The organism is Paenibacillus sp. ALJ109b, from assembly GCF_010747435.1.
Classification (GTDB): domain Bacteria; phylum Bacillota; class Bacilli; order Paenibacillales; family Paenibacillaceae; genus Paenibacillus; species Paenibacillus taichungensis.
The window spans coordinates 48,382-60,252 of the sequence record NZ_JAAIFP010000012.1 but is presented as its reverse complement, the minus strand read 5'-3'; the positions used below and the strand labels follow the sequence as shown (position 1 = coordinate 60,252).

Genomic DNA, 11,871 nt, shown 5'->3' with positions numbered 1-11,871 from the left:
TTCGATCGTTTTATGACTTGGCTGCTTGGCCAAATTGATGAACTACATAAGGTGTAATGCTAGCGAATCCTTCTGCAAAAGGAATGAGGCTCCGCTGTCCGAGCAAAGAATCCCGGGCTTTCACACGTTCAATATATCCTTGAGTCAATGGAGTGGCAACTGCGCCTTCTCCCAATTCGAACTGGGAACGATAACTTAGCAATGAATTTTCCTTCTGCTCATAGTGTTCCGTAATATCCACAATCAAATCCGTTGGTCCGATATCGTTAATGAAGTAAAAATACAATTCTTTCACTTGAACTGCGGGCATGTCCGGCTTATAGTTTCTAAGCTTGGCATTAAAGACAGCCTCCTGCACCAGCTTGCTGCACATTACATGATCTGGGTGACGATCCTCCCAATATGGCGCAAACACGATTCGAGGGGCATGACGCCGTATCTCGGCAGTCACAGCTTCGATGTGTTCAGGAGTAATATACAGCCCCCGATCAGGCAAACAGAGATTGCTTCGACACGAAAGACCGAGGACGCGGGAGGCTTGCTCCGCTTCCTCGGCTCTGCGCTCTACCGTCCCGTTGGAAGACATCTCCGCTCGGGTCAGATCACACACGCCTACTTTCAGTCCAGCTGCAGTATGTTTGGCAATCGTTCCTGCCATCCCAATCTCTGCATCATCCGCGTGTGCACCAAATATGAGAATGTCCAAACTCATTGAGCATCACCCGAATTCAATCCACCCTCAGGCTTGTATTTATGTACAAGCTCTCTCCAGCCAAAATCACCGCGATCGAGCGCTTTGACGAGAATTTCTGCAGTTGCAATATTCGTAGCAAGCGGAATCCCCTGTACATCGCACAGACGCAGCAAAGCGTTAATATCTGGTTCATGAGGCTGTGCCATCAATGGATCACGCAGGAAAATAATCAAATCCATCTCATTTTGTGCAACCAAGGCTCCGATCTGCTGATCTCCGCCCAGTGGACCGGATTCAAACCGATGGATCTGTAATGAGGTTCCTTCCATAATACGAAGACCTGTTGTACCTGTGGAGTATAGTTGATGGTCTGTAAATACGTTTTCGTAGGCTGTCACGAAGTTAACCATCTCTTCTTTTTTGCGATCATGGGCAATAAATGCAATTTTCAACATGACAATCTCCTTTTAGTGTGTGTTCAAAAAGTCAGGTTTTCAGCACCAAGAAGGTTGGATGAAGCTAGGGACTGAGTAGCGGAGCTACACGTTTTCGGAGAAAACGGCTTCGGAAGCATGTGCTTGCGAACCTACGTGAGCAACGGAAGGCCCGGCTGAATTCAAGATTCGATGTCGTATCCGCTTCTCGAGTGACCTCGTGATCAAAAGTTGACTTTTTGAACTACCTCTTTTAGTCGATAAAGTGATCAAATCCGTAGATAAGTCCTGTATATTCCATAACCTTCTGTACACCAATCTTAACACCAGGCATATAACCTGCACGCTCATAGGAATCATGACGAATTTTGAGGGATTGGCCAAAGTCTCCAAATACCACTTCCTGCTGGGCAAATACCCCCGGCAACCGGACACTATGAATTCGGAATCCATTATAATAGCCACCACGCGATCCTTCGATCGTCTCTTCTTCATTCGGATTACCCTGGCGAAGTTCCTCGCGGTTTGCTGCAATTAGCTCGGCTGTTTTGATTGCTGTACCCGAAGGAGCATCCAGCTTCTGATCCCCGTGATATTCGATGATCTCCACATTCGGCATATGTTTGGCAGCCTGTGCGGCAAATCTCATCATCAGAATAGCACCGATTGAGAAGTTCGGGGCAATCAACCCTCCAATGCCTTTGTCCTGACACTGCTTGTCCAGCTGTTCGATCTGTTCCGGCGTAAAGCCGGTAACACCCATAACAGGTCTGACCCCATGACGGATCGCAATCTCTGTATGAGCAAAGGCATATTGAGGGACTGTAAAGTCCACCATAACCTGTGGTTTAGTCTCTGCAAAAGCCATCTCGATATCATCGGTAAGAAGCACCCCACATTCGGGCAGACCGACAAGTGTTCCGGCATCCGTGCCTACTCCGGAGCGGTTGACCGCTGCGGCGAGCTCCAGTTCAGGATCTTGAAGCACCAGTTTCACTACTTCACGGCCCATCCGGCCAGCTGCTCCGATTACGGCAACTCTTATTACTTCACTCATCTTGACTGCATCTCCTCACTATATTGGTTCATTTGGTTGAATCCATTCAAAAGATCTCCATCCCGCTATGAAACGGCATCTTATTGAATGGATTTCATACGCTGCTTAATTTCATGTAACAATAGATGCAGTTGATCATTCTGCGGGTCCAACAACAATGCGTCACGAACGGAACGGGTTGCAAGGTCGAACTCATTCAGATCACTGTAAGCAAGAGCAAGCATGATATGCGCTTCCACATATAACGGGTCAAGTTTTACTGCCTGTTTCAGCAGATCGGCCGCCTGCACATATCGTTCATGCGTTCCGTTTCCGGCCTGTTCAAGCAGCACCTTGGCCTGAAGGCTTATCTGTTTGGCTTCCAGGGTCTGCAAATGCAAAACATACTCCTCTATCCCTTGTGACAGTTCAACAGCCTTACGTGCATATTCAAGCGCTGGAACAAGGTGTTGACTACGGGCATGTGTAATGGAACAACGATAATAGAGCTCCGCATGTTCCGGGTAAGCATTAATGGCAGATTCAAACCAACGAATCGCCTGCTCAAAATCATTTTGCAAAATACAGCGGTACGCATGCTGCATATACTCTTCCGGTTTCATCATCCAAGCTGTCCCTCCCCCATTGAGGTGATGGTACAGCATATGTAATCTACGCCTAATCGGTGTTTTTTGGCGTCCACCGATTTGCATCGCGTGTGTTAAATTTATGCATGACTTTGTCGTGCGCCTCTGCCAGGTCGATCCCGAGAGAGTTAGCAAAACAAATCGTGATAAATAAAATGTCCCCGAGCTCAAGCTCAATGGAATTGTCTGCTTCGGAAGATTTTTTCGGTTTTTCACCGAACTCGTGATTCACTTCCCTTGCAAGCTCTCCCACCTCTTCAGACATACGGGCGAGCATGGCCAGCGGGCTGAAGTATCCTTCTTTGAACTGGGAAATATACAGATCAACCTCACGCTGCATTTCTGCAATGCTTTTCTCCATGAGAACGGATTCTCCTTTTGAAATTGTGTCGTATTTGTTCCTAATATATCAGTTATTTAGATTCACTTCCACCATCATAAACGACAAATCATTTTTAAAGAATCAATAAACAGGTATACTAAGATGGGAATGATTGCTTTCTCATTCTAATTTGTAAAACGGAGAGGGAACTTATGAGCACTTCCAAAACCTGGGTTCAATTCAAATTGATTCTCCCCATCCTATTGGGTACGGCATTGTATGCCTTTGGACTTCTGTACTTCATCATCCCCAACCAGCTCATGGAAGGCGGCGTAACCGGGATTACGGTCCTGCTGAATTATGCATTCAACATCTCTCCTTCGCTTACAACCTTGGTCGTTAATATTCCACTCTTTCTAGTGGGGCTCAAGATTTTGGGCGGCAGACAGATGATCTATACAGGCGTGGGTATAGGAGCGCTTACGGTGTTCCTGTGGTTATTTGAAAAAATGATTGATCTTGGCTGGATTGAACCGCTGCATACCGAGAATGACCTTTTACTTGCAGCGCTTTACGCTGGAGTTACACTGGGAGCAGGCCTTGGAATCGTATTTCGCTGGGGCGGAACGACAGGTGGATCTGACATCATTGCCCGCATTCTTAATCGAAAATATGGCTGGAGTATGGGACGTGTACTATTAGGTATCGATTTCATCATTATTGGTATCTCCCTCGTTTACATTCCCAAAGAAAAAATACTGTATACCCTTGTAGCTGTATTTATCGCCTCTAAAGTAATCGACTTCATTCAGGAAGGGGCCTATTCGGCCCGCGCATTTATGATCATCAGTGATCATGCACCTGAGATTGCAGATTTGATTACCCGTGATATGGATCGCGGCGTAACGCTCATTCCAGCCATTGGTGCGTATTCGAAACAAGCCAAACATGTTGCTTACTGTGTCATTTCCAGGCAGGAATTCAGACGTTTGCAGACGATTGTGCGTTCAGTTGACCCTAGAGCATTTGTTATTATTAGCGATGTGCATGACGTACATGGTGAAGGATTTAAGGAAAGCTAAACTTTATACTTGTACAAAAAGAAAACCTCTATCCTCAAGAGAAGAGCCAGGGAATGGCTTTCCTTGTAGACAGAGGTCTTTATCATATTGTGATGACAGTAATGGCTTAACGCCGAAACGGAAAAATGCCTTGCTGCTGTGCCCGATATTTACGGTAACCTGCATAACTTAGTGCTGCTATGATTATGGAAGTAATCAGCAATCCAGCCGCCCTCCGATTGGGCCCCTGAACAAACGGCACAAAGGCACTTTCGTCCTTTTCACGACCAAACAACTGGTTCACCAACTCTTCACCATGGGCTACCATACTCTTTAATTGTGCAATGTCAGTCTGCTTGGCCTCAGTCAGACCCTTGGTATGAGACAGCCAGGCATCCAGTTGGGCGATCTCGTAAGGTTCACGGCGGATCATCGCCGCAGGTCGGATCGTCTCGTAATGTTCCTCCAGCAAGGCATAGCGGCTTGCTATTATCGCCGAACTTAACTGCTGGTCTGCCGCGGTTGACAGCGCATCAATATCATTTTTTACAATTTTATAATACTGGAGCCATAGAGGTTTGGCCGGGTTGGCGAAACTATCTGCCGCAAGTCGAAGTTTGGCAGAAGCCTTCTGCAAAGACGCATCATCACTTTTCACCCTGACCGCAGCTTCTTTCACTTCAACAATGGTCTCGGATAGGGCATGAATGCCTTCTACTGTCGTCTGACCCTCAAAGGATATATGCTCCAGACCTTTACTGATTCGCAAAATACTGCCTCTAACCTCTTCAATATCATTCTCCAAGGCATGTCGATACAGCAGGGCCGCTTCTTCATTTAATTGCTCAATTGAATTTTTGGCTGATACTTGCTGATCTGTATTTCCATTCGCACCTGTACTTTCCGCCGATACGCTGTATGACAAGTTCGTCCAGAACAGTAGAGTCATGAACGACACCACCATAAATCCAGTTTTGATCCTGAACGTTCTCTTCATGGACATCCCTCCCACCATCAATGTATGGCAGGGAAGAGTTCCTTAGAACAAGCTTACATGATGAAATCAGGCCCGTTTGGCCTGTCTCAAGGCAAGCCACGCACAGAGAATGCTCACTAGCGTCAGTCCCACGGTGAAGTTGCGTACACCATCCAGATGGTCCATCAGCGATGCAGGTAGCCAAGGGAAAATGTCATAGGTATAATCCATTGTATCGTTTAACAGTGTCCACAAGGCAGCAATCACCAAAGCACCCCAACGGAACCCAAAGAATCTCACATACAGCAAAGCCTCTACAGCCATGGCGCTATGCGACGCAATTAACATCCAATCCTGCCAGTTCTGTGCGCCCCCCTGCATCCAGCCTGCAAAAATGATGGAGACTGCCCATACGCCGTATTTTACCGAAGTAACCACAGCAAGCGCCTGTATGACATGTCCAATCCGATTCAGAAGCCTCGATTTCGGCTTGTACAAAATCCACAATAAGGATAGTGTAAAAAACAGACTCGCTGTCGGACTGTCCGGCACAAACACAATTTGCCATAGTGGTTGCTGTGCCAGCGTATATTCCAATTGATCCCCGTACCATATGTATCCATATACTGTTCCTAATGCGTTACACCAAAAAAGAAGCCACAGGAAGTAACGGTTTGTTAGAAATTCCCGGCTCCAAAAGTACGATAAAGCCACATGCTCTGCCCCTTCCATTATGTGTATTCTGCGTTCCAAAAGATGATGTTGCGAAAAACGCCTCAAAAAAACCTGACCGCATAAACGATCAGGTTTCATTGCTTATTTCGATTTTACTGTTCTGCCTTCTGTTTCGCAAGCCATTCCGCCAAGTGATTGATGTCATCATCTGTCAAACCTTGGGCGATGGCTTGATCATACATTGCGGGCATTGAGTTATATCCTTCTTTGATAATGGTCAGAATATCTTCCTGGCTGTGTTTGTCGCCCACACCCCGAAGCGAAGGCCCTCCTGCTCCCTTCATATCAGCCGCATGACATCCGATACATCCGGCCTTTTTGAAGGTTTCCATCGCAGGGTCATCCTTCTCAACAATCGCCACTTCTTCTTTTTGACCTGCCGCATTCGACGTAGGAAGACCCTGCGCGTGTTTCTCACGCGCTTCTTCTTCACGCTGAATATGTTCCGGCTTTTGGCCGCTTGCTTCCAACTCATGCGCGTAGTGTGTCCATGCAACATTGGTCAGGTAGAAAACGGCCATCACCGATAGAATCATAAGTGATGATGCAATCGGACGTTTGTAGAAACGCCGCTCCTTGCCTGTATCCAGAAAAGGGGCCAGTAACAAAGCACCGAAAGCAACTCCGCTGACTCCAAGTACCCCGAGCAGGACATAATCACCTGAGGCATATGGGTATTTCAAATACTGATACAGAAAAAGGAAGTACCAGTCCGGCATCGGGATAACCGATGCACTTGGATTGGCCGGATAGCCCAGTGGTGCAGGTTCCGAAATCGTTAATACCAGAATACCAACCAGTACAACGACACCAACCATCCATTCCTTCAGCAAGAAGTTAGGAATAAAAGCCTCTGATTTGCCGGGATACGCCGTGTAATCCGGTGGAGTTATAAACCCCGCTCCTTTACGGACGCGTGAGTCCCCGACGAAGATAATCTTTTCCTGGTCATCTGACTTGTGTCCGTGAGCCATGTCGATTCCTCCCTTCTCAGATTATAGTGGTCCCGAAATGCCCTGTCTGCGGATCATAATAAAGTGACCGACCAGAAGCACCAGAAGCACAGCCGGAAGGAAGAAGACGTGCAGGGCAAAGAATCGTGTTAACGTCTGCGCACCTACAATAGTTCCGCCTTGCAGGAATTCCTTAATGATCGGTCCCAGCCAAGGAACCGTATTAGCAATCTCCAGAGTAACCTTGGTTGCAAAGTAGGCTTTGTTATCCCAAGGCAACAGGTAACCGGTAAGCCCCAGACCCAGCATGACAAAAAAGATCAGCATGCCGACAACCCAGTTCATCTCGCGTGGTGCTTTGTAAGAGCCGGTAAAGAACACACGCATCGTATGTAAGAACATCATAACGATAACCAAGCTGGCTCCCCAATGGTGCATCCCGCGTACAATTTGGCCGAAGGCTACTTTAGTCTGCAAATACTCAACACTGGCGTAAGCATTAATAATATCAGGCACATAATACATGGTCAGGAACATCCCTGACAAAATTTGAATAACAGTGATAAAGAACGTCAATCCACCAAAGCAGTACACGAATGCGGAAAAGTGATGAGCCGGGTTTACGTGCTCTGGAACTTCATGATCCGCAACGTCCCTCCAAATTGGCGTGATATCGAGACGCTCGTCAATCCAGTCATAGACATTTTTAAACATCTGCGTTCACGCCTCCTATTTGACTCGGGTGTTCGGAATAATGTCGCCCAGATAAACCCAACCCTGATCTTCTTTAACCACATACTCATCAAGCGGCTTCGGGGCTACGGCAAGGTTCTTGCCTTCCTTGTTATAATGCGCGCCATGGCACGGACAATGATATTCGTCAGGATATTGCTTATCACTGTTCCAACCTACGGTACATCCCAAATGTTTACAAATGGGTGAAAGCGCATAGATTTTGCCCTGCTCATCTTTCCTGATCCAGGCGATTAACGAAGCATTGCTCAAATACCAACCGTCTTGCTGTTTCAATTCAAACGTAAATTCTTGAGGTTCATTCGTAATTTTGCTGATTTCCGCTACTTTGACAGAGGTGCCTTCTCCCTTGTGCTGCAAAATCGGGTCCACCGCAAAACGGACCATGGGGAGTATTGCACCGGCGGCCATGTAGGCTGTAGCTCCACCAAGCGTGTACGTCAAAAACTGCCTGCGTGACATTTCCATGCGGCTTGGCAATTTCATCGAAGCTTCGTGCTGGTCATGCTCACTGCTCATACTGTCTCCAACCCCCTTTTTCAGCCAACTCTCTCAATCGTTTTCATTATCAGAAATTCCACGACTTACTAGAACATACATAATCATATAGTAGCCCTAGAACACCGTCAAGAATTTGTCACACATTTTTAAGGTTCATTTGTAAGCGTTATTAAAAAAATGTTGGTAAATTGTCACATTTGTCACAGGTAGGTCATCTTTTCCATAACTCACGGATTTTTTCCCCGACAAAACGCGAAATCCCCTCTTCTCCAACCTCTTGAATTAAAACAGAACGACTTAATACCAAATCTGCAGAGGTGATGTGGGTCTGTTCTAACTCGCCATCAGATGACATTATAACCACATATTTGAAACCGGAGGATTTGAGCTGTTCGGATAAGGTATTTAATGCCATTGACATATCCGGACACGCATAATGGAATGCAGGGTAAGTCATGATACGCCCTTTAAAAGGAATCTCCACCAGATCCAAAAAATCTCTAAGCCGCTCCAACGCCTCAGTTGCTTCAACCGGGGACTGCTTGCCCGTCAGGGCTGTATATGGAATAAGGCATGTATCCAGATAGAGTTGCAGTTCCGCCCAGCTGTCTTGAGTCACCTCACTGAATTTCAATTCCCTAATTCCCCTCTCTATCCATTTTATTCCCATATTATATATGAGCGTATATTATAAATCCAGAGATTCATACTTTTTCCGCTTAAGAATGATGAAGAACACAAAAAAGAAATGCGTGTTTCACGCATTTCCTGTCTTATATATTATTTTTACATGCTCATCAGTTTATGGCTTTCAGTTCATCCGTCAGATTCCGGAAAGCTACTTCGTCTCCGGTAGCCAAAGCCTTATCGATTTCCATATACAGCTTCTCACTGCGCTGTTTACGAAGCGCGTCGTCCCACACCATCTCAGCAGCCAGCCCCAACATGACTTCATACGTAACTTTCATTTTATCCAATAGGATGCACCTCCAAAACGGATTTAAGAGCTCCTATACTCCTTTCCTCTGGCAACATAACCTAGTGTAGTTCTCGACATCCGCTCAAGATCTGCGTCAGTCAACTCACGTATCACTTTGGCTGGTGTGCCCAAAGCAAGGGTATAAGGCGGTATTTTAGTATTTTCAGTTACAACAGAACCGGCCCCGATCAGCGTATATTCACCAATTTCGGCTCCATTGAGAAGGATAGCGCCCATACCAATCAGCGAACCTGTTCCGATACGACATCCATGGATAATCGCAGAATGCCCTACCGATACATCGTCGTCCAAAATCAAAGGTTGATCCGTGTTGACATGTCCAACAGCATTATCCTGTATATTACAGCGCCGTCCAATTATAATGGGTGCCAGATCGGCGCGCAGCACAGCATTGAACCAGATCGTAGATTCTTCACCCATTGTCAGATCACCTATAAGTTTTGCGCCTTCAGCCATATATACCGAAGGGTGTAACTGGGGTTGCATACCTTTGTATGGAATTATCATAAGTATCACTCCTTAATTTGGGAGTGATTTTAGCAACTTGTCCTTCACTTGTCAAACATAACGGGGGTAATATCCCCGGACAGCGAGCGACAGGATGACGCAAGGCGTGAACCCCATGCTGTCATTTGTACTGTTCGTCCATCTGCATGTTCTCCAATACGAAGCATGCCTAGATGCAGCATCATTTTGAGTATCCTGTTGTCATAAATCGTCTCGGCAGTGTCATAATAGAACGGCTGAATATAGGGACCAATCTGGCGGAACAAAGACTCTGCTGTGGACCAGCCAGCTGCACATTCCCCTGTCCAGTACACAATCGAGGACAGATTGGGAATAGCACCTTTATAAAGTCTTAACCAAAACCGAAATAGCTGTATCATCTCAGCTGTTTTCTCTGCCCCCAGCTTGTCTTCACCGGAAGGTGTTAATTTCAGCGTGCCCTGTTCTTCACGGACCAGACGATGATGAAAAGCGTAATCATAGATGAACGCAAATCGGTCGGGGTAGTCTTTAAACGAACGACCATAACCGAATCTCCATCCAGCCTTACCCACCAACGCTTCACTTACATGCAAATGCTCCATGATCTGTTGCTGAGAACGGCGATACATCATGCCTTCTGCGTTCAGTGCTATTTCATGCTGCTGAACAAATTGGAGAAACAGTTTCAGGTCGTCTGCGAGTAGATGGTATTCATCCCTGTAAACGGGAGGCTCGCTCGTCTGTGCAATGCCTGCTTTCAGGTGAGTGGATAACACATCCCGAAATCTCATTTGCAAATCCTTAGGTACCTGATACAGATACCTGGTTTGTTGAGTTGTGCCATTGAACAACCACCCACTCTTCGTGAAGCGTACGATAAGATCACGCGGGCTGGCTCCAGCCTCGCTATCTTTTTTATCCATCGACTGACGAGCAATGGCGACAAGTTCCTCCATACCGAAGTATTGGCGGGTATCAAACAGCAAGTTGTTCAAAAATCGCAGATCTACCTGATTTAGTTCGCGAACTTGCTGCTCAAAAAAAGGTCTGCTGCCCAATGTAGTGAGAATACTCTGGATGAGTTCATGTTTGGAATTGGGCTTACACTCGCACTGGTAATAGTCTGCTATTCGATTAAGCTGGCCGATATCGGCAAAAGTAAGCATATCCGCTAGATTCATGGGTCCATCGCCTCGCCCTTGACTACTTTTTGGCTGTTGATTCGGGGCCTGAAGTAGTTTGGTTTTGTAAACATCGTTGACGGAATTCCCATGATCTAAACCTCTTTTTTGCAAATCTTTTATGTTTTAACCATACTATGCCCGAAGTTGCCTGCTCAGAAGAAGAATGAGAGGTTCAAAATCATATAGAAATTGAACTAAAGAATATTTACACTTGCCACTCCAATGACAGAACAACCTTCTGATCGCTGTTATCCCCAGATTTTTTGGATTCCCTTTTTTCGAAGGGGAAAATCCGGGGATAAAGGCGAAGCGTATGCTTACGATGCAGCTTTCTTTCAGAAAGCTTTTAGCTCCGCTTCCTCAGGTTATTTCTGTCCTCTCCGTTCTTGTGTAAATGTTTATTTCAATCTCTATAGAATGGCAGTTACACATTGCTATAACGCAAAAAAACAACCTGAGTTAATTACTCAGGTTGTTTTGCCAGATCCAATGAAAGGTGTCGTGTACAGTTATAAAGCAATGGACTCCAATCGTCACGTTCCTTCTCCAGGATCGTAAGCGACAAGTTTCCAATTCGTTCCGTATAGCGGTCTTTATACAAAGCTGATAGCAGACTGGCTAAAAAAGCGCCATGGGAGACAATCAGCACATTTTGGTCCTGATGAGCCTCCCATAAATCCTCCAGAAAGCCCAATGCACGTGTCTGAATATCAGCAATCTGTTCCTGTCCCAAATCAAGCGTCTCCCAGGAAGCGCCCCAACGAGCCACACGCTCTTCGGATGTCAGACCTTCAATTTGACCAAAGGCACGCTCTTTCAAGCGTGCATCCGGCTCAAGCAAAGGAACATTCAATAGCGCGGAAATAATCTCTCCCGTTTCCTGAGCCCTGGACAGCCCGCTCGTAATGATGTGGTCCCAGCGATACTCTTCGGTAAGCAAACGTCTACCCAGACGCTCAGCTTGCTCACGACCTTCCGCATTCAGAGGTATGTCTGTCTGTCCCTGAATACGCCCTGCTGCATTCCAGTCGGTTAGACCGTGACGAATAAGCCCAATGCGCATCTCATCCCTCATTTCTCTATACG

The 11,871-nt window shown here is 46.3% G+C and carries 16 protein-coding genes; 1 reads left to right on the top strand and 15 read right to left on the bottom strand.

Annotated features, from left to right (window positions below; all coding sequences use genetic code 11):
• Positions 1 to 10 precede the first annotated feature (10 nt).
• From bshB1 to G3352_RS14080, 5 genes are all read right to left on the bottom strand, one after another.
• The gene (bshB1, locus tag G3352_RS14100; RefSeq protein ID WP_163757356.1) at positions 11 to 712 is read right to left on the bottom strand and encodes a bacillithiol biosynthesis deacetylase BshB1; all 702 of its coding nucleotides are present in this window, start codon (positions 710 to 712) and stop codon (positions 11 to 13) included.
• Positions 709 to 1,149, bottom strand: a complete 441-nt coding sequence (mgsA, locus tag G3352_RS14095) for a methylglyoxal synthase (protein WP_024630633.1) — start codon at positions 1,147 to 1,149, stop codon at positions 709 to 711. Before mgsA ends, bshB1 begins: the two co-directional genes overlap by 4 nt.
• Positions 1,150 to 1,381: 232 nt before the next feature.
• Entirely contained in the window at positions 1,382 to 2,185 is an 804-nt protein-coding gene (gene dapB, locus G3352_RS14090; protein WP_053780709.1) for a 4-hydroxy-tetrahydrodipicolinate reductase, read from the bottom strand.
• A gap of 80 nt (positions 2,186 to 2,265) precedes the next feature.
• Positions 2,266 to 2,790 carry a tetratricopeptide repeat protein gene (locus G3352_RS14085; protein ID WP_240343075.1) on the bottom strand — a complete coding sequence of 175 codons (525 nt, stop codon included), beginning with the start codon at positions 2,788 to 2,790 and terminating at the stop codon, positions 2,266 to 2,268.
• Positions 2,791 to 2,842: 52 nt separating this feature from the next.
• Entirely contained in the window at positions 2,843 to 3,172 is a 330-nt protein-coding gene (locus G3352_RS14080) for a nucleotide pyrophosphohydrolase (protein ID WP_024630636.1), read from the bottom strand.
• Positions 3,173 to 3,345: 173 nt separating this feature from the next.
• On the opposite strand from G3352_RS14080, the gene G3352_RS14075 reads away from it, so the two are divergent.
• Positions 3,346 to 4,215, top strand: a complete 870-nt coding sequence (locus G3352_RS14075; protein ID WP_099858391.1) for a YitT family protein — start codon at positions 3,346 to 3,348, stop codon at positions 4,213 to 4,215.
• A 106-nt stretch (positions 4,216 to 4,321) separates the two neighbouring features.
• Here G3352_RS14075 and G3352_RS14070 read toward each other — a convergent pair whose 3' ends face one another.
• From G3352_RS14070 to G3352_RS14025, 10 genes are all read right to left on the bottom strand, one after another.
• Positions 4,322 to 5,191 carry a sporulation protein YpjB gene (locus G3352_RS14070; RefSeq protein WP_163757354.1) on the bottom strand — a complete coding sequence of 290 codons (870 nt, stop codon included), beginning with the start codon at positions 5,189 to 5,191 and terminating at the stop codon, positions 4,322 to 4,324.
• Between the two features lie 66 nt (positions 5,192 to 5,257).
• On the bottom strand, positions 5,258 to 5,884 hold the full coding sequence (locus tag G3352_RS14065) for a DUF1405 domain-containing protein (protein WP_163757352.1): 627 nt from the start codon (positions 5,882 to 5,884) through the stop codon (positions 5,258 to 5,260).
• A gap of 113 nt (positions 5,885 to 5,997) precedes the next feature.
• Positions 5,998 to 6,879, bottom strand: coding sequence for a menaquinol-cytochrome c reductase cytochrome b/c subunit (locus G3352_RS14060; protein WP_163757350.1), 882 nt, complete (start codon positions 6,877 to 6,879; stop codon positions 5,998 to 6,000).
• Between the two features lie 21 nt (positions 6,880 to 6,900).
• Positions 6,901 to 7,572 carry a menaquinol-cytochrome c reductase cytochrome b subunit gene (gene qcrB, locus G3352_RS14055; protein ID WP_017687726.1) on the bottom strand — a complete coding sequence of 224 codons (672 nt, stop codon included), beginning with the start codon at positions 7,570 to 7,572 and terminating at the stop codon, positions 6,901 to 6,903.
• A 15-nt stretch (positions 7,573 to 7,587) separates the two neighbouring features.
• Positions 7,588 to 8,130 (bottom strand): QcrA and Rieske domain-containing protein, encoded by a 543-nt coding sequence (locus G3352_RS14050; RefSeq protein WP_076288950.1) that lies wholly within the window; start codon positions 8,128 to 8,130, stop codon positions 7,588 to 7,590.
• A gap of 193 nt (positions 8,131 to 8,323) precedes the next feature.
• Positions 8,324 to 8,746: a DUF2487 family protein gene (locus G3352_RS14045; RefSeq protein ID WP_163757348.1), complete on the bottom strand. Its 423-nt coding sequence runs from the start codon at positions 8,744 to 8,746 to the stop codon at positions 8,324 to 8,326.
• Between the two features lie 163 nt (positions 8,747 to 8,909).
• The gene (locus G3352_RS14040; RefSeq protein WP_024630643.1) at positions 8,910 to 9,089 is read right to left on the bottom strand and encodes an IDEAL domain-containing protein; all 180 of its coding nucleotides are present in this window, start codon (positions 9,087 to 9,089) and stop codon (positions 8,910 to 8,912) included.
• A 23-nt stretch (positions 9,090 to 9,112) separates the two neighbouring features.
• Entirely contained in the window at positions 9,113 to 9,619 is a 507-nt protein-coding gene (locus tag G3352_RS14035; RefSeq protein ID WP_163757346.1) for a gamma carbonic anhydrase family protein, read from the bottom strand.
• A 44-nt stretch (positions 9,620 to 9,663) separates the two neighbouring features.
• Positions 9,664 to 10,782, bottom strand: a complete 1,119-nt coding sequence (locus G3352_RS14030; protein ID WP_163757344.1) for a hypothetical protein — start codon at positions 10,780 to 10,782, stop codon at positions 9,664 to 9,666.
• A 466-nt stretch (positions 10,783 to 11,248) separates the two neighbouring features.
• Complete coding sequence (locus G3352_RS14025; protein ID WP_163757342.1) at positions 11,249 to 11,848, bottom strand: histidine phosphatase family protein; 600 nt, start codon at positions 11,846 to 11,848, stop codon at positions 11,249 to 11,251.
• Positions 11,849 to 11,871 lie beyond the last annotated feature (23 nt).